At 38.5% G+C, this 18,210-nt stretch carries 21 protein-coding genes; 14 read left to right on the plus strand and 7 right to left on the minus strand.

Features of this window, described 5'->3' with window-relative positions; genetic code table 11:
• Positions 1–217 precede the first annotated feature (217 nt).
• The 4 genes from HUN22_RS07950 to HUN22_RS07965 are packed head-to-tail and all read left to right on the plus strand — an operon-like array spanning position 218 to position 4,004.
• On the plus strand, positions 218–826 hold the full coding sequence (locus HUN22_RS07950; RefSeq protein WP_087087822.1) for a paraquat-inducible protein A: 609 nt from the start codon (positions 218–220) through the stop codon (positions 824–826).
• The gene (locus HUN22_RS07955) at positions 823–1,632 is read left to right on the plus strand and encodes a paraquat-inducible protein A (protein ID WP_174727857.1); all 810 of its coding nucleotides are present in this window, start codon (positions 823–825) and stop codon (positions 1,630–1,632) included. Before HUN22_RS07950 ends, HUN22_RS07955 begins: the two co-directional genes overlap by 4 nt.
• 7 nt (positions 1,633–1,639) lie before the next feature.
• Positions 1,640–3,307 (plus strand): intermembrane transport protein PqiB, encoded by a 1,668-nt coding sequence (locus HUN22_RS07960; RefSeq protein ID WP_174727904.1) that lies wholly within the window; start codon positions 1,640–1,642, stop codon positions 3,305–3,307.
• Entirely contained in the window at positions 3,297–4,004 is a 708-nt protein-coding gene (locus HUN22_RS07965) for a PqiC family protein (protein WP_174727861.1), read from the plus strand. Before HUN22_RS07960 ends, HUN22_RS07965 begins: the two co-directional genes overlap by 11 nt.
• Before the next feature lie 60 nt (positions 4,005–4,064).
• On the opposite strand, the gene uraH is transcribed toward HUN22_RS07965, so the two are convergent.
• Positions 4,065–4,466 carry a hydroxyisourate hydrolase gene (uraH, locus tag HUN22_RS07970; protein WP_174727864.1) on the minus strand — a complete coding sequence of 134 codons (402 nt, stop codon included), beginning with the start codon at positions 4,464–4,466 and terminating at the stop codon, positions 4,065–4,067.
• A gap of 10 nt (positions 4,467–4,476) precedes the next feature.
• On the minus strand, positions 4,477–4,944 hold the full coding sequence (locus tag HUN22_RS07975) for a GlcG/HbpS family heme-binding protein (protein ID WP_174727907.1): 468 nt from the start codon (positions 4,942–4,944) through the stop codon (positions 4,477–4,479).
• Between the two features lie 125 nt (positions 4,945–5,069).
• Between HUN22_RS07975 and HUN22_RS07980 the strand changes: the two genes are divergently transcribed.
• The 10 genes from HUN22_RS07980 (at position 5,070) to HUN22_RS08025 (ending at position 15,386) form a co-directional block, all read left to right on the plus strand.
• Positions 5,070–5,741 carry a heavy metal response regulator transcription factor gene (locus HUN22_RS07980; protein ID WP_005039500.1) on the plus strand — a complete coding sequence of 224 codons (672 nt, stop codon included), beginning with the start codon at positions 5,070–5,072 and terminating at the stop codon, positions 5,739–5,741.
• Positions 5,738–7,141, plus strand: a complete 1,404-nt coding sequence (locus tag HUN22_RS07985) for a heavy metal sensor histidine kinase (RefSeq protein WP_174727867.1) — start codon at positions 5,738–5,740, stop codon at positions 7,139–7,141. The genes HUN22_RS07980 and HUN22_RS07985 overlap by 4 nt, the downstream gene beginning before the upstream one ends.
• Before the next feature lie 96 nt (positions 7,142–7,237).
• Entirely contained in the window at positions 7,238–7,801 is a 564-nt protein-coding gene (locus HUN22_RS07990) for a lipocalin family protein (protein WP_174727870.1), read from the plus strand.
• 119 nt (positions 7,802–7,920) lie between these two features.
• Entirely contained in the window at positions 7,921–8,892 is a 972-nt protein-coding gene (locus HUN22_RS07995) for an acyl-CoA desaturase (RefSeq protein WP_174727873.1), read from the plus strand.
• Positions 8,889–10,151 carry an NAD(P)/FAD-dependent oxidoreductase gene (locus tag HUN22_RS08000; protein ID WP_174727876.1) on the plus strand — a complete coding sequence of 421 codons (1,263 nt, stop codon included), beginning with the start codon at positions 8,889–8,891 and terminating at the stop codon, positions 10,149–10,151. The genes HUN22_RS07995 and HUN22_RS08000 overlap by 4 nt, the downstream gene beginning before the upstream one ends.
• Before the next feature lie 22 nt (positions 10,152–10,173).
• Positions 10,174–10,965: a DUF1365 domain-containing protein gene (locus HUN22_RS08005; protein ID WP_174727880.1), complete on the plus strand. Its 792-nt coding sequence runs from the start codon at positions 10,174–10,176 to the stop codon at positions 10,963–10,965.
• The gene (locus HUN22_RS08010; protein ID WP_174727883.1) at positions 10,962–12,161 is read left to right on the plus strand and encodes an SAM-dependent methyltransferase; all 1,200 of its coding nucleotides are present in this window, start codon (positions 10,962–10,964) and stop codon (positions 12,159–12,161) included. The genes HUN22_RS08005 and HUN22_RS08010 overlap by 4 nt, the downstream gene beginning before the upstream one ends.
• Positions 12,162–12,190: 29 nt before the next feature.
• Positions 12,191–12,970, plus strand: coding sequence for a DUF1295 domain-containing protein (locus HUN22_RS08015; protein ID WP_174727885.1), 780 nt, complete (start codon positions 12,191–12,193; stop codon positions 12,968–12,970).
• Positions 12,971–12,978: 8 nt separating this feature from the next.
• Complete coding sequence (locus HUN22_RS08020; RefSeq protein WP_174727888.1) at positions 12,979–14,025, plus strand: SAM-dependent methyltransferase; 1,047 nt, start codon at positions 12,979–12,981, stop codon at positions 14,023–14,025.
• Positions 14,026–14,057: 32 nt separating this feature from the next.
• Positions 14,058–15,386: a sensor histidine kinase gene (locus HUN22_RS08025; protein ID WP_174727891.1), complete on the plus strand. Its 1,329-nt coding sequence runs from the start codon at positions 14,058–14,060 to the stop codon at positions 15,384–15,386.
• Here HUN22_RS08025 and HUN22_RS08030 read toward each other — a convergent pair.
• From HUN22_RS08030 to HUN22_RS08050, 5 genes are all read right to left on the minus strand, one after another.
• Positions 15,383–16,078 (minus strand): response regulator transcription factor, encoded by a 696-nt coding sequence (locus HUN22_RS08030; protein WP_174727894.1) that lies wholly within the window; start codon positions 16,076–16,078, stop codon positions 15,383–15,385. The two genes, HUN22_RS08025 and HUN22_RS08030, sit on opposite strands and share 4 nt — an antisense overlap.
• A gap of 17 nt (positions 16,079–16,095) precedes the next feature.
• On the minus strand, positions 16,096–16,590 hold the full coding sequence (locus HUN22_RS08035) for a chalcone isomerase family protein (protein WP_174727895.1): 495 nt from the start codon (positions 16,588–16,590) through the stop codon (positions 16,096–16,098).
• On the minus strand, positions 16,557–17,129 hold the full coding sequence (locus HUN22_RS08040) for a nuclear transport factor 2 family protein (protein WP_217488111.1): 573 nt from the start codon (positions 17,127–17,129) through the stop codon (positions 16,557–16,559). Before HUN22_RS08040 ends, HUN22_RS08035 begins: the two co-directional genes overlap by 34 nt.
• 157 nt (positions 17,130–17,286) lie before the next feature.
• A complete protein-coding gene (locus HUN22_RS08045) occupies positions 17,287–17,781 on the minus strand; it encodes a GNAT family N-acetyltransferase (protein WP_174727898.1) in 495 nt (164 codons plus the stop codon).
• A gap of 7 nt (positions 17,782–17,788) precedes the next feature.
• The coding region (locus HUN22_RS08050) for a hypothetical protein (protein WP_174727901.1) at positions 17,789–18,210 on the minus strand (422 nt) is incomplete at its 5' end.

Here is an 18,210-nt window from a genome sequence, read left to right on the forward strand (position 1 = left end):
ATATACAAATGATGTTGAGAACTTTAAGAAACCACTAAAAGCTTTTGTTCTTTTCTGTTATTTCTATAATTTAATCAAGTAAACCATAGAGTCGTTATTCAATTTTCTCTTGAAGAAATGAGATTAGTTTGGCACATTGCTTAGAAGTAGAATTTTATGCAAGCGTTGTAGCAGGCAGTTCTGACTAAGTAAAAACTATAAATTTCAGAGTATGACTATGCGGCTTAAAGAATTAGCAGGTTGTGAGGAGTGCGATACAGTCTATCGTAGAACCCCGCTTGCTTATGGAAAAAGAGCTTATTGCGTATGCTGCGGTGCTGAACTCTATCGGCACACCAAACCTTTTTCGACCTTGTTGGCTTTAATCCTAACAGCCCTAATTGTATTTATTCTTGCCAATAGCTTTCCCATTGTAAAAATTGAATTACAGGGAAATACATCTGAAACCACTTTACTTGGTGCGGTCTGGGTGATGTTTCATTATGATCGGGCTTTCGTTGGCATCCTTATTTTAATCACCACCTTTGTTGTGCCGCTTACTTATCTTTTATTACTTTCCTATGTACTAGGTACAGTAAGCATATTGAAGAGAAGACCCGCATTTTTAGTGTTTGCCTTACGCACACTTTATTTTATGAGAGTGTGGGGAATGGTTGAGGTGTTCTTAATTGGGATTTTGGTCACGCTTGTGAAGTTAATCGGAATGGTGTTGGTGATTCCCGAGATTGCGCTATGGGCATTTGCGATCTTGAGTGTATTGTTGGTTTATATTACTTCCATAAAGGTGAGTGATATATGGAACGAAATTGATAGGTCACTGCCATGAAAACGATAAAAAATGTGACCCAAATACAAAGCGCACAGCAAGGTTCGGTGCTTAAGCAATATCCGAGAGCCAAAGATCTTTCATTAATTGTGTGTCACTGCTGTGGTGTCGTAAATTCTGCACATAGTGAAAAAAGGCGACTTAACCAAAGCCATCAAGTTTTACGTTGTATTCGGTGTAATAGCGTCTTGCATGCACGTAAGCCAGCGAGTTTAAACCGAACTTTTGCCTTAGTGGTGGCTGCGACCATTCTTTATATTCCAGCCAATGTACTTCCAATGACGGTGACCGACTCACTTTTGGGTAGTCAGCAAGATACTATCATGAGTGGTGTGATTTACTTTTGGAAAAGCGGAGACTATCTGGTGTCCGTGGTCATTTTTATGGCCAGTATTTTTATTCCCATGTTGAAGTTACTGATTTTGTATTTTTTATTGGTAGCTGTATATCTTCAACAATCGTCAGCTTGGAAATTTTTACCTGAGCAGTGCGTTAAATTATATCGAGTTGTCGAGTTTATTGGTCGTTGGTCAATGATCGATGTTTTTGTGGTAGCACTTTTAACAGCACTCATCCAGATTCAATCGCTTGCTACTATTTTAGCAGGGCCAGGTTCGATTGCTTTTGGCGCGGTTGTGGTGTTAACCATGTTTGCATCCTTAAGTTTTGACCCGCGACTTATTTGGGATAACTTCTACGCATCTCAAAATACAAACAAACCTTCGTCTTTTGCTTCAAAAAAACCAAAGATTATTCAGGCAGAACATCCGCCGTTGAATAATGATTCCATTAATCCCAGTCAATAAAAGAACAATGAGTATGTCTGAAAATGAAATAACCCCTGGTAACTCAGATCGTCGTGATACCGATGTTGAACTGGATAGCATGAATGATTTACCAGAACCCCAAGAAAAGAAAAGTCGGTGGAAGCCTCTTTTAATTTGGCTCATTCCATTGATCGCCCTTTTAATTGCGCTTTCATTAGCTGTAAAAGCGCTCTTGTCTCACGGCCCTACAATCGATGTCTCTTTTAGGACGGCTGAGGGACTGGTCGCTGGTAAAACAACGGTCCGTTATAAACAGGTGGATATTGGCGTAGTACGCCAGATTGATCTTTCAGAAGACCGCTCACACGTGATTGCCAGAATTGATTTGCGTAAAGATGCGAGTAACTTTGCAGCAAAAGATTCACGATTTTGGGTAGTACGACCACGTATTGGAACCAGTGGGGTTTCAGGAATAGACACTTTATTGTCAGGTTCATATATTGAAGTGGACGGTGGTAAGTCGGAAGAGAAAAAACTCGAATTTACTGGCTTGGAGACACCGCCAGTGATTACTTCTGATGTACCGGGTAAAGAATTTTTCTTAAATGCAGATGATTTGGGGTCTTTAGATGTCGGTTCTCCAATTTATTATCGTCGAATTAATGTGGGACAAATTACAGCCTATAAATTGTCCGATGATGGTAAAACTGTAGAACTGCAAACCTTTATTCGCGCACCGTATGACAAGTTTGTGACCACCGATGCACGTTTCTGGCAGGCAAGTGGGATTGATGTGACCTTAAATGCTTCTGGCTTTAATTTAGATACCCAGTCGCTTGCAAGTATTGTTGCGGGTGGTATTGCTTTTGGATACCCTGAAAACTCACATGCGACCACAGCAGCAAATCATAGCCGCTTTAATCTTTGGGATTCTAAATCTGATGCATTGAAAGATCCGGATGGACAACCTCGTGGTGTGATTATGTACTTTGATCATTCATTACGTGGACTATCTGTAGGTGCGCCAATTGACTTCATGGGCATTGAGGTTGGTAATGTTAAAGCGATTAATGCCGAGTTTACTGACAACTATAAGCAGATGCGTATGCGTGTTGATGCGGTCTTTTATCCTTCACGCGTTGAAAAAGGTTTGGCACTTAATCCGAATAGTGAAATCTTCAAAGACTTTGTTGAACACGGATGGCGTGCTCAAATGAGAACAGGCAATCTACTCACGGGTCAAAACTACATTGCCCTAGATAAGTTCCCTAAAGCTAAACCAGCCAAATTACAAATTTTGAGTGATGACCGTGTGGTGATTCCAACGACACCAACTGAACTCAGTGGCTTACAAGCACAAGTTTCTCAGATTGCTGACAAGTTAACGAAATTCCCGTTGGTTGAGATTGGGCAAGATGTACGTAAAACGCTCAACAATATGAACACAGCCATTGAGTCTACCGACAAACTGGTTAAGCAGTTGGATGGAAAAGTTGCACCTGGTTTACAAGCAACCTTAGACGATGTTCGTAAAACCGTAAGATCATCTGAGTCTATTTTGTCGAGTGATGCGCCGTTACAACAAGACGTACGCAAAGCTTTACAGCAAATGACACGTGCGGCAGCTTCATTACAGTTAATGGCAGACTATATTGAACAACATCCTGAATCAATTATTCGTGGTAAGACACCAGAGACCGATGATGAAAAATAAAAATACTCTATCTTTTCAACATTCCCAAGCAGTCAAATGGCTGGTTGGGAGCGGCCTGTTTTTAACGGCAGTTGCCATGACGGCATGTTCGAGTTCGCCAACGCCAAACTATTACACCATGTCCCCTAAAATTACTGCGGCTATAAAATCAACTGTGCAGGTGATTGAGGTATTACCAGTTGGGATTCCAGACCGATTGGACCGTGCACCTCTGGTGCTCCAAGACAGTAGTGGTAAGTCTACGGTTTTAAATAACGAACGCTGGACTTCAACTATGGGCACGCAATTACGCGATACCTTGTCGGCGGGTTTACAGCAAAAATTGGGTGCAATTGACAGTTATAGCAGTGGACTTGCTGGAAACAATCAGCCTTTATATCGGGTTTCTACAGACTTTTCTCATTTTGATATTGTAGATAAGAGTTATATCAATATTGCAGTGTCTTGGGTGGTGAAGCGTCAAATACCGCCGACTCAATTAGAATCAAATAATGCAAAAGTCATTACGAATGCAGGATCTCAGTTAAATTGTCGAATTGCGTTTAAACAGCCGATTGATCAAAAAGCTAAAAAGATGGATGCGATTGTGAATGCTTCAAGTGAGGCGATGACTCAAATTATTAATACGGTTTCTGCTTCAATTGTGGCGCTGGATTCAAACAAAAAATCGGTTATTAGCAATGGGGTTTGTTCGTAAAACCCATTGTTTTTAATGAACCCCTTTATTTGTGCACAACAGATAAAGGGGTTTTCTATTTTAGTTGCCGCGATAGGTTGAATAACCGTAAGGGCTAAGTAGTAAAGGAATATGGTAGTGGTTTACGCTTCCATCTACTTTAAAAATTACAGGTACTTCGGCAAAAAAAGTTTGTTGTTTGTTCTTTTTAAACCAGTCTTCAGTTTTAAAAGTAACTTTATAAACCCCTTGCTCTAATTTTTTATTTTCTGGATAGAGCGCAGTGATACGACCATTTGAATCAGTCACTTGCTGGTTGAGTTTCACCCACTGGTTATTGGTGTTTTTTTCTAAAACAACTTCAACTTGAGAAGATGGCAAACCCGTTTCTAGATTTAACACATGCACACTTAGCGGATTAGTTTGAGCAAACGTAGCCGAAGCAATAAATAACGAAGATAAAGTAATAAATGATTTAGTCATGGTGAACTCCTTATGAATTAAAAACAGTTTCAATGGCTTTGCTTGCACATTGATTGTCATTTTGTGCGCCGCCAGCACCCGCAACTCCAATCGCGCCGATCACTTGGTTCTCAAAACGAACAGGTACGCCGCCGCCTAACAAAAGTAAATTCGCTACGGTGGTTAAATTTTTTGCATCGGGGTTTTGGTTACTGTTTTGGCTTAAAACTAAGGTCGATGTTTTGGTAGATAACGCGGTATATGCTTTTTTCTCGGCAGCCATTAAGTTATGCGGGCCCACCAACTCATGCCGTTCGGCAGTTAATAGATTACCGCCGCGATCTACAACAACGACCGCAATGTTTTGATTTATTTTTTTACATGCCTCTTTCGCACTGTAGGCTAACAGATGGGCAGTTTTTAGATCTAACGAATAAACTTGATTCAAAGCAGGGGGCTGTGCAAAAGTACTATTACCGAATAGCACGACTGTTAACATCAGCCAGTTCAATTTTTTCATAATGATTGCCTCTATGTCGCTTTGAAAATCTTAAACAAATTGCTTAACTTCAAGCGTGACAATCACATTACAAAGTTGTCATCTTTCAAATGAGTCTCTACAAAATGCGTATCCTTATTATTGAAGACGAGATCAAGATCGCCACTTATTTGGTTAAAGGATTAAAAGAGTCTGGATATCAAGCGGAGTGCGTTCACTTAGGGCTGCAAGGTTTGGAAATGCTAAAGAGAGATCAATATGATTTGCTTATTCTTGATGTCATGTTGCCGGACATAGACGGCTGGAGCGTATTACAGGTCCTACGCCAGTTTTCAAAAATCCCGGTGATTTTCTTAACCGCAAAAGATCAGGTGATAGATAGAGTCAAAGGGTTGGAGTTAGGTGCAGATGATTACTTGGCTAAACCATTTTCTTATATTGAATTGTTAGCACGTATTAAAAGCCTATTAAGAAGACAGCAGTATCTACAAGAAAACGAGCTGTCTATCAGTGATTTAAAAATGGATTTGGTCGGACATAAAGTATGGCGTAATGGCAACTTAATTGAGCTGAGCAAAACCGAATTTAATTTATTGCGCTATCTATTGATCAATAAAGAGCAAATCGTGACGCGCAGGCAAATTGGTTCCGAAGTGTGGAATATTAACTTTGATACCGATACTAATTTTATTGATGTGGCAGTACGCCGTTTACGAAGCAAAATTGATGAAGGATATGAATTAAAACTCATTCATACCATCCGTGGCTTGGGCTATAAAATTTCGGTTAGCTTATGAACTTTAAATTTCTGCGTTCTCTTGAAGTCCGTATTACATTACTGGTCACGCTCTGTTCTGCCTTAATTTTATGTTCCGTCGGTTTTATGACCTATTTAGGTATTAACCAAATTTTATTAAAGCAACAAGATAAAGCTTTAGCAGACAGAATTAACCGTTTGGAAATTTTGCTACAAGATAGCGAAAATGTAGAGCAAATCATTGCGCGGCCCAAGCTGTATCAAAATATGCTGGGCAACCAAGACAACTTGTTTCTACTCATCCATAAAGACAAAACTTTAATTAATATCAATCCGCTCCACATTCAGTTACCTGAGCTTGCACAGCGCAACAGTCTTCAGTTTCAAGATTTAACCAACAACTCATATCCAACACGAATTGCTTGGAAAACCATAAAAATTAATGACGAGCCTTATCTGCTCATTGCAGGTAAACAATGGTCGGAACGCATCAATATTCTTTTACCTTTTCAAGAAAGTCTATTGATGTATGTGGTCGGGGGCGTGCTTGCAATCTTTGTGCTTTGTATTTTAGCTTGTCATCTTGGTTTAAGGTCGCTACAACAGCTTCGCAAACAAACTCATTCTATTAACGTAAATCAGCTACAGAAACGATTAAACCTCTCAAATTCACCTTTAGAAGTTGAGCTACTTTCAAAAGATATAAATCACATGCTTGAGCGTATTGAAAAGGGCTATACCCAGCTCAACCGTTTTTCTGAAGATATCGCACATGAGTTCCGCACACCTTTAAATAATCTGATTGGGCAAACCGAGATTACTTTAACTGGCGAACGTTCGGTTGAGCAATATGAAGATTTATTGGTTTCTCATTTAGACGATTACCACAGATTAAAACGCATGATTGATAGCATGCTTTTCTTGGCAAGAGCCGATCAGAAAATGGTTCTTGTAAACAAACAAGAAATAAATCTCCAAGATGTTATGGATAGGCTACACCAGATTTTTGAATATCAGGCCGAGGAACAAGACTGTCATTTTAGTTTTAACTTAGAAGCTCAAACCTTATTTGCAGATCCTGAGCTTTTTCAAAGAGCCGTTTATAACCTTATTTTAAATGCGTTGGTTCACGGTGGTAACAAGCGAACTATTTATATCGCAACAAAACATAAGATGATTGAACATAGGCAATCGGTCAGCCTAACTGTGGTAACGGGTGGTATTTCAATTGCTGAACATCAACTTGAGCATCTTTTTGAAAGATTCTACCAATGCCATTCAAGTCGAAGTGATGAGAATCAAACAGGTGGATTAGGTTTGTCGATTGTTGCTTCAATTATGGATCTACATCATGGCCGCTATCGAGTTTATAACACCGTCGAGGGGGTGTGCTTTGAGCTTGATTTTCCAGTTGCAGATACGCCAAAGGAATACAATTAAATCTTTATTAATGTTCTTTAATTTTTAAAATTCACACTTTGTTCACAGCCCTCTGACTTATGTTTAAACATATGAAACAAACAGAAGAGGGTCATCATGAAATTATTATTTAAGTCACTCATCATCAGCAGTAGCCTTGCAGCGGTGAGCTTAACGCTTCCTTTGAGCACCTTTGCAGACACCAATACTAAACCTGTGGCTGTTGATTCTATTGATATTAATAAATATGCGGGTAAGTGGTATGAAATTGCGCATTTACCGATGTTTTTTCAGCGTAATTGTGTAGCCAATACAACTGCAAACTATTCTATTAACGCGGACAAAACAGTTGGTGTTTTAAATAGTTGTACGACTAAAAAAGGCGAAATGATCTCATCTGAAGGTGTGGCTTATCCACAAAATGAAGGTAACAGTAAATTGAAGGTGAGCTTTTTACCTTCTGGCCTAAGATGGATTCCTTTTACAAAAGGCGATTACTGGGTTTTAAGAGTTGACCAAGATTATCAGGTTGCTTTAGTGGGTGGCCCAAGCCAGAAATATTTATGGATTCTTTCTCGTAGTCCTCAAATTGATGAGGCGACATATCAGTCTTATCTGCAAACCGCAAAAAGCTATGGCTACGACGTTTCTAAACTCGTTAAGACAACACAGTCTAAATAGTGAAATGCTGGTTGCGTAGATGCTTATATTTATCTCGTAACCGAGTGAACTTCACATAAAATTCATTGCGCATTTTCTAAATTAGAACCAAAAGAAATGCTTTAGATCAGGAAGAATCAATGTCTAAATTTTTTCTGCGCTGGATCGATAGCTGGTCAGATTCAGAAAATGCGCAAGTGGGTACTTCTAGCGAATATGTCATTGAAAAGAACATTCAATGGTTAAGAATTATTCCTTTTATTTTATTGCATATCGCTTGTTTAGCTGCGTTTTGGGTGGGCGTATCTTGGTTTGCGGTGATCTTCATGCTTGGTTTTTATTTTATTCGCATGTTTGCAATTACCGCTTTTTTCCACCGCTATCTTTCGCATAAAACTTTTCAGACATCACGTATTGTTCAATTCATTTTTATACTGATCGGAACGATGAGTGCACAGCGTGGACCGTTATGGTGGGCAGCACATCACCGTTATCACCATCATTTTACCGACACCGATCAGGACCCGCATTCAGCGAAAGCAGGCTTTTGGTATTCGCATGTAGGCTGGTTTTTAAATGAGCAAAATTTTGCTACTCGAAAAAAAGTCATTAAAGACTGGTTGAAATATCCAGAGCTGATTTGGTTAGATCGATTTAGTTTGCCTATTGTGATTTTGACGGCCTTAGCAATTTATGGTTTAGGTTCGTGGCTTGCACAACATTTCCCTGAGTTGGGTACCAATGGTTTACAGCTTTTAGTGTGGGGATTTGTGATTTCCACTGTTCTATTAACACATGCAACCTTGTGTATTAATTCACTCGCTCATCGTTATGGCACACGTGAGTTTAATACCCCAGATGACAGTCGTAATAACTTCCTTCTTTCTTTAATTACCTTGGGTGAGGGATGGCACAACAACCATCACTTTTACGCTGGCAGTGTGCGTCAAGGTTTTTATTGGTGGCAGATTGATATCACCTTTTATGTGCTCAAACTGATGTCTTTATTTGGTTTGGTGTGGGGGCTAAAGCCCGTACCAGACAAGGTCTATCAATATAAAAAGATTAAAGACTTATCGATAGAGAAAATTGAAAACGGTGAAGTGTTATGAAAATTGCCATTATTGGTTCAGGTATATCTGGACTTTACGCAGCTTGGAGATTGTCAGGACAACATCAAGTCACTGTGTATGAAAAAAATAACTATTTTGGTGGTCATACTGACACTCACGAGCTAGAGATAGAAGATGCTAAAGTCGCGGTAGATAGTGGTTTTATCGTGTTTAACGAGTACAACTATCCGTTATTTACTGCCATGCTTAAAAAATTAGGCGTAGAAACTCAAAGCAGCGATATGAGTTTTTCGGTGAATAATCTGGTCAGTGGACTTCAATACAATCCTTCAAAAAAATGGTCGCTCTTTGCCCGTCCGCAGAACTTTTTAAACCGTAAATTCCTGCAAATGCTCTCAGATTTGCTGCGTTTTTATGATGATAATAAAGATATAGATGTTACAGATATTGATCCTAATTTATCTATTGAAGACTATTTAGACCTCCATAAATATAGTCATGAGTTCCGTTATGAGCATCTTTATCCGATGTGCGGTGCCTTATGGTCTGCTCCGGTTGAGCAGGTAAGCAAAATTCCATATCGATTTGTAGTGAGCTTTTTTCAACATCACCGCATGTTACAGCTAAAAGAGCGGCCGCAATGGCAAACGGTTAAACATGGTTCAGCAAGCTATATTCGAGCTATTCAAAAGAATTGCCCATCCATTGAGTGGAAATTTGCTGAAGTAAAAGCTGTGAGTCGTTCACCAGAAACAGTTTTGATCGAAACTATTGAAGGGCAAGCCCAATATGACTGGGTGATTTTTGCAAGCCACGCTGACGATAGCCTAAGTTTAATTAAAGATGCGTCAGAGCTTGAACAAGAAATATTAAGCCAATTTGGTTATCAAGATAATCGAATGGTCGTCCATCGTGATCTTTCAATTATGCCTAAAAGTCGTTTGCAATGGGCAAGCTGGCATGTACATGTAACACCAACTTATCAAGTTCAAAACGATGAGTCCGACATACATTATGGTTTCACCTACTGGATGAATAATCTGCAGAATTTATCCTGCGCTACTCAGATTTTTTCTACGTTAAATCCAAATATGAAAATTAAAGTTGAAGACATCTTGGTTGAGCGTAAATATCGTCATCCTGTGTTTGATGCAAAAGCGATTCAAGCTCAATCTCGTTGGCAAGAAATTAACGGACAAAACAGAACTTCATTTTGTGGAGCGTATTGGGGCTGGGGTTTCCATGAGGATGGTGCCCGCAGTGCAGCACGTGTTGTAGAGCAAATTTTACACTTATAGAAATAGGTAAGGAGCTTTTCAAATGTTATTAAATAAACTTGCTATAGCTCCTACACTTATTCGTCACCGACGCTATAGCCCCAAACAGCATCAATTCACATCGACCTTAAATTACTTATGGTTCGATCCAGATCAATTAGATGATATTACAAAAGATTGCTCTCTTTGGTCGACGGATCAGTGGAATGTATTAAAACTATCTGAAGAAGATTTTTTAAATATGTATCGCGGTTCTATCAGGGATCGAGTCGAGAAAGCGATACTGCAAAATAACAACTCACATCTTCGGCCAGACTGGCAAATCAGAGTCTTGGCTTTACCTCGTTGTTTGGGTTTTAGGTTTAATTCGGTCGTATTTTATTTTGTTTTAAATAAAACTGGAAAACCTGTATTTATTGTCAGTGAAATCACTAATACCCCGTGGAATGAACGCAAAGTCTATATACACGACTGTATAAAACAACAAGGACAGGTGGGTGACTATCAAAGTTTCGATTTTAACTTTGAAAAATCATTTCATGTTTCGCCATTTATGCCCATGCAGTTGACTTACCGTTGGCGATTTAGTTTTTCAGATCAGCAAAATGTCATTCACATCCAGCTCTTTGAAGAGCAAAAACAAGTCTTTGACGCGACTATGCGTTTTGAGCTTGAGCCCATCACATTTCCTTCACAGCAATATCGATATGCTCTTATGAACAGCCTAGCGCCTTTTAAAATGTTGTTTTCAATATATTTAGAGGCATTTAAGTTGTGGCGAAAAAAAGTTCCATTTTATCGTCATCCTAAAAAGATCAAGGTAGATAAGACATGATAAAAACATTTCTGTATGGTGAAGATGACTCACTACCGTTACTGCTCAAGAGTCTTCTCAAACTACGTCATGGACAGATCACTTTTCAGGGCGCGTGGAATGGGACGGTCGGTGAAGTTTCAGACTTACATGCTGTGATTGAAGTTCACAATCCTTTGCTGATGGATCTCATTTTAAAAAATGGTGTTTTGGGAGCAGCGGAAGGCTATATCCGTGGTGACTGGAGCAGTGAGCAACTTGTAGAGTTGATTCAGATCTTGGCGCGTAACCGAGCTGTATTGGATCAAATCAACCAGAATGTAATTGCTCAAGCGAGCCAATTTTTTCTTAAAGCTTGGTATCAAAATCGAAAGAACTCTATAAGTGGTAGCCGTAAAAATATTGCTGAGCACTATGACTTAAGTAACGACTTTTTTAAATTATTTTTAGATCCGTCTTTAATGTATTCGAGCGCCGTTTTTGAAAATGAAAACATGACCCTCGAAGAAGCATCTGATTTAAAAAAAGAGATCATCTGTAAAAAGTTAGATTTAAAACCGCTAGATCATTTGGTTGAAATTGGAAGTGGGTGGGGTGGTTTTGCAATTTATGCAGCTCAACATTATGGCTGTAGAGTAACCACCATTACCATTTCACAAGCTCAATATGATGAAGCCATTACTCGTGTAAATGACGCAGGCTTAGCACATCGAATTGATGTGCAACTCAAAGACTACCGCTTACTTGAAGGAAAGTTCGACAAGCTTGTTTCAATTGAAATGGTTGAGGCCGTTGGTGCTCAATATTTGTCGACATATTTTGATCAATGCAAAGCCCTCTTAAAACCGAAAGGTTTGGCATTTATTCAAGCCATTACTATTGAAGATTTCCGGTATAAAAAAGCATTAAATACAGTTGATTATATTAAGCGCTATATTTTCCCCGGTAGCTTCATTCCTAGCATAAGTGTATTAACTCAAACTGCTTCTGAAAGTGGTTTAAGGCTAAAGCAGTTAAATGACATTGGTTTAAGTTATGCACAAACACTTCATCACTGGCGAGCGCGTTTTTTAGCAGCACGAGAAGAAGTATTGGCTCTCGGTTTTGATGAAAACTTCATCCGCATGTGGGATTTCTATTTATGTTATTGCGAAGGCGGTTTTAAAGAAGGCGTGATAAGCAATGTTCACTTGTTGTTTGAAAGTACCAGTTACTAAATCAAACAGCTCAAGTAAGGAGACTGCTCATGTTTTGGAATTTACTGATTCTAGATTTAATGATCATGTTGCTGAGCTGGCTACTTGCCACAGCAAATGGCCGAGCTGGAATAGTAGATGCTGCATGGAGTTTTTGTCTGGCAGTAAACATTATTGTGTCTTCTTTACTCATTTCAGTTGCCCCAGTTGAAGTACGACTTTTTATTGGTATTTTTAGCGGCTTATGGTTTTTAAGATTATTTTGGCATCTGTTAAGACGTTATCAATCTGAACAAAAAGAAGATGGCCGTTACGCGAACATGCGTAAGGCGATGGGTAAGTTTCAGCATATTGGCTTTTTATTCTTTTTTATCTTTCAAACACTTTTAGTGCTTTTATTCTTTTTGCCGATGTGGACGCTACTCAATGTAGAGGCAACTGAATGGAGTAGTGGATATAAAGTCACTTTAGTGATTGCGGCCGTCATCATGGCGATTGCCTTTATTGGAGAGCAGATCGCTGATCAGCAGTTATATCGATTTAAATTAAATCCAGATCATCGTGGCAAAACGATGGATCAGGGTTTATGGCGTTATTCACGTCACCCAAATTATTTTTTTGAATGGTTACACTGGTTTGCCTATCCACTCATTGGTTTAGCGGCAGGCCAATATGTATTGTGGATTTATCCGTTACTGATGTGGCTGTTTTTATATTACGTCACGGGTATTCCATTTAGTGAAAAACAAGCAATTAAAAGTCGCGGTCAAAATTATCTTGATTATCAACAAAAAACATCAATGTTTATTCCGCGAAAACCCAAAAAATAGGTGCGCATATGGATTTTATTGTTCATCAGTCTTTGAAAATTGTTGAAAGTGGTGTGATTCCAGATCATGCAATTCGAGCTGCAATTCGTGCTTTAAGTAAAAAGCGCTTAATCCAAGAAGGCCGTTATGACCCTGAACAAGGGGCGCAGCGCTACATGGATGTGCTGAATATGCTGAAGAAGAGCGAAATTGCCGTTGAAACGGATAAGGCAAACGAGCAGCACTATGAATTGCCGACCGAGTTTTTTCAGGCGGTGCTTGGAAAAAGACTCAAATATAGTGCATGTTATTTTCCGACTAAAACAACTACTTTAGATCAGGCAGAAGAGCTTGCACTTCAGCTTTATTGTGAAAGAGCACAACTTAAAAGCGGTCAACAAATTTTAGAGCTAGGCTGTGGATGGGGTTCTTTAACTTTGTGGATGGCAGAAAACTATCCGCGCTCACAGATTACAGCTGTTTCAAATTCTGCAACGCAAAAAAAGCATATTCTTGGGCAAGCAAAGTTGAAGGGTTTAACGAATCTTGAAGTGCTCACCTGTGATGTGAATGTGCTCGAATTAGACCAAGCTCAGTTTGATCGGGTTGTATCGGTTGAAATGTTTGAACACGTTCGTAACTATCAACGTCTTTTTGAGAAAATTCAGGGATGGTTGAAGGCAGATGGGCTACTTTGGTGTCATATTTTTTGCCATCGCTTTTTACATTATCCTTTTGAAGTAAAATCAGATTATGATTGGATGTCCAAGTATTTCTTTACTGGCGGTTTAATGCCTTCGACGTCAACTTTTTTGCATTTTCAAGAGCATTTAGAATTGGCTCAGCAGTGGCAGTGGTCGGGTGAGAACTATATGAGAACCGCAAATGCTTGGCTTGACAATATGGATAATCGAGAAGTTGAATTGAAGCCGCTGTTTAAAAAAATCTATGGAAAAGATGCCAATATTTGGTGGCAACGCTGGCGTATTTTCTTCATGGCTTGTGCTGAGTTATTTGGTTTTGAGCAAGGTCAAGAATGGGTCATTGGTCACTTTTTATTTAAAAAGAGATTATAGTAATTTCTATAGCCTATCCCGGCGATAAAGATATGATAAAAACTCGACATGATGGCAAAGCGAGTCATCCATTAGCCAAAATGTTCAATCGATATTATTGGTTGCAGATTGGTCTGATTGCACTATCGATCGTGGTCGGGTTGGCTTGTAGTGCTTGGGTCATTAAAGGCTCTTTACTTAAAACTGCTTTAGAGCAGGAAATGGAACATTACTGGTCACGCATAGACCGTAACCCTGATGCAGATTTACCAGATACCAAAAATTTATATGGATATCGATGGAATACACAGGTTGCGCCTCAACCTTTTCGCGGCATGCGTTTAGAAAGTGGCGTGCACCGAATATTTGTTGATGGTAAAGAGCGGATGACGGTATACGGTGAACGTAATGGTCAGCATGTTTTGTTGGTATTTGGCGAAAGCAATGTCAACAAGCTGATCTGGTTATTTGGCCTTGCACCGCTGATGTTCAGCTTGTCGGTTTTATATAGCTTTTTGTGGTGGTCAAACCGAAGAGCAAGACGCTATTTTTCCCCAATTACACGTTTGGCAAATGCTTTAGAAAATATTGACTGGGCACATCAAGACACTCAAGCATCTCCATTTAAAGATATTAATACCAATGGCAACATGGAAGCCGAATATCTCAAACAAGCGTTGGAAAAATATCATCAGGTTTTAAGTGATTTTATTCGACGCGAAAGAGAGTTTACCGGAGATGTGAGCCATGAGTTGCGCACTCCGCTCACCATTTTAAAAGGTAATGTGCAACTTTGTCAGGCGAAGTATGGAGATGATAAATCTTTAGTTCGCCTTCATAACACAATCGAAGATATGCAGTTGCTTGTCGATACATTACTTGCGATTGCACGTAATACTGTAAAAAATTTGCCGTCTGAGAAAAATTTATTATCTAAAACGGTAAAGGATCTAGTTGAAAGTTTAGAAGCAGTAAGTGTCAGTAAAGGAATACATATTCATATTCACCCAGACTCAGCCGAACAGCCACGTTGGTTATATCCCTCTATGACCAAAATGGTTCTAGGTAATATTTTACGTAATGCATTGAACTATTCTCAAGGATCACAAATTGACATTATTCAACAAAAAAATAGCCTAATTATTGCAGATAATGGAATTGGAATTTCTTTACCTAATGATGTGAAGGTACAAGAGCTCAGCGACTCGCAACTCTCTTTAAAAGCAAAAGGTCATGGAATTGGTTTGCAATTAGTACAAAAACTGTGCAAACAATTAGGGTGGAGAGTGGAGTTGTTTGATCGACAATATTATTTAACCACTCATCCTGAACTGAATTTGGAGCTATCCACTGGCTTAATTGTTGTGGTTTATTTGAGTTAGTTATCAGAATTTTCTAAAGAAATTTTTAAACCGACACCTGCCACTGTGTGTAATAGCTTTGGGTCAAAAGGTTTATCCACCATTTTTCTTAGGTTGTAGATATGACTGCGTAACGCATCACTTTCAGGTTCTTCGTCTCCCCATAGCTCCATCATGAGTTCTTGCTTAGTTACCACTTTAGGAGACTGGCGCATCAAAATTTTTAACAGTTTAAATTGAATAGGGGGTAACTCGATATTATTGCCGGCACGAACCACGGTTTGAGTTGCACTATCAAGAATTAAGTCATGAATCTGAATTTTATGATGAGTGACCTCACCAGCAGCTCTTTTTATTAAGGCACGAATCCGCATGACTAATTCATTAAAGTCAAAAGGTTTTACCAAATAATCATCTGTTCCAGCAGTAAAGCCTTTAAGTTTGTCATCTAAAGTGTCTCTTGCTGTCAGCATAAGGACGGGAATATCAATGCCTTGTTCGGTGCGTAGCCAGTTGCATAGGTCATAACCCGAGCCATCGGGCAAATTTATGTCGAGCAGCAAAAGATGATAATGCTGAGATTTGAGAAAAGTTCGAGCAGCATCTAAATTACGTGCATGATCGACGACATAACCATGCACTTCAAGAAATTCGCAGACCGTTGCTGCGAGTTCAAAATGGTCCTCAACCATGAGGATAAAGTGATTACCCATGAGATTTTATTAAGCCATTAATTTAATAGTTGTTGTTTTAATTTAGCATTAAAAGGTTCTTGACCAAACCAGATTTTAAAATATTGATTTGCATTCGGATTGTTTAAAGAACCGAGTAACTTCTGGTTTAATTTTAGTTCTAGTTTTTGATTTTCATATTCATAGGAGAGACTATATAAATCGCCACTCTTAATTGGCCTATATAGTTCATTAATATGATTCAGCGGAGATTTAGCATCAAAGCCGCTAACATTTTTCTTTAAAAAATGGCTTGCTGCGCGTTTAAATGCCCACTCGGGAATATCTCGGTCATAGCTAAAGTCCATTTTGATGCTTTGAGTTTGCCAATTTTTCTGACAATCTTCAGCAAAGTAACTGACATTTCCTACCTTCTTACTCGTGACCATTAAAGGCGCTGAACTGCATTTTTTCAGTTCAGCCGCGTTCGCTTGAGATACGATTAAGATTCCCAGAAATATTAAGATTCGACTTTTTTGAACGGCAATACCCATTTATATACTCCTCCAAATATTGGTAAAGAACGGTAGAGGCCATTCGCTGGATCCCAATAATCTTGCTGGAAAATAATTTTTTGTTGGTCATTAATCTTAATTTGACTAATTCCATAAGAAGCCATGGTTTTTGAGCGACCTAACATTTTAAAGTCATAGGTCATGTACCAATGAATGTAGGCTGTATCTTGGTGATGAGTTGCACTAATGAGTTTTACAGTGACATTACTCACTCGGGCATTCATACCTTCAAAATGCTTAATGAGATCTTTTTTTTGAGAGAACTGCGAGAGTGTGTCATTGATATACAGCTGATCAGCGTAAAGATTGCTGGCATTATTCACAAAAGAAGGGGTACCAAGCGTATTAAATGCGGCAACAAAACGATTGCCGATATCTAGTGCCTGTTGGTCATTTAATGCTATTCCATTAATTTTTTGTTCAGCTTTGCCATAGTCACCTGAGTAACTAGGTACACTTTTACATGCGGTTAAACCTACTAAACTAATCAGCCCTATGGCTGTAGTTATAATTTTCATGTCGATATCCAAGCCAACTTTATAAGTTTAAATTAAAGAGCTCATCGTGAATTTTGTGTGAATTCTTATGTTTTATGATTGACGTTTATAGGCTGGTTTTTAGAAAGGGTTAGATACTATCTCTCTCAAAATATCTTTGAAATAATGCTTTAAAAATTTAAAGTTCTTTCCTAAAAAAGATAACATCCATATTCATGTAATTAGATGAGTTTGTTTTTTCAAAACCAAGTTTGTTTAATAGATTGTGGGCAGGTAAATTATCTTTTTCTGAAAAAGCGATCACATGCTTAAAGTTTCGATTTTTCATGTCTTCTAATAATTTTAGTGAAGCTTCAACAATATAGCCTTTATTTCGTTCACTTTTAATAAGCCTAAAACCTAGCTCAGCCTCTGTCTTGCCATCAACCTCACAAGTTTCAAAACCACAATAACCAATAATTTTATGAGTCTGTTTTGAGACGATGGCCATTTTGCCAAAATTATGATTTTTATAGTGCTCTAAAATTTCTAAAAATCGAATCTGTGCGGCTTTAGTGGATAAGGCACCATGAGGTGAAAAAGCCATAAAATCTTTGTCTTGAAGCATCTCCAGCATAATAGGTAGGTTTTCTTCAAGGAATGGTCGTAAAATTAAACGTTCTGTTTCTAACATAGAGTTCTTATTTAAAAATTTGTTTATATAGCTTGAATGCTATTTTTGATGGTGATTGGTTAGTTAATATTTTTTGACATTTTAAATTTATATATAAAGGGAAACGATTTCTAATTTTACGCTCTTCACTTTTGGCGGAGTCGTTTAAATACTTGCGTTGTAACTGTCTATTTACAATTTCCTTTACACAAATTTCTAACTCGAAAGAAGGTAAGAGTAAAAACGTTAAATGATGATCTTCAATGTGTTTCTTTATTTGGTGGTAATTAGTTGTGAGTTCATTTGGATAAGTCATGAATCCTGATGAACACACAACAATATTGATTAAATTATTGTCTATATTTTTGACTAAATTTTGGTACAACTCAATATTTTGAATTGCATATTCTTTATATCCATATGTATTTATAAATTGAGAAATATTTCCTA

This window comes from Acinetobacter lactucae (assembly GCF_013344765.1).
GTDB lineage: Bacteria > Pseudomonadota > Gammaproteobacteria > Pseudomonadales > Moraxellaceae > Acinetobacter > Acinetobacter lactucae_A.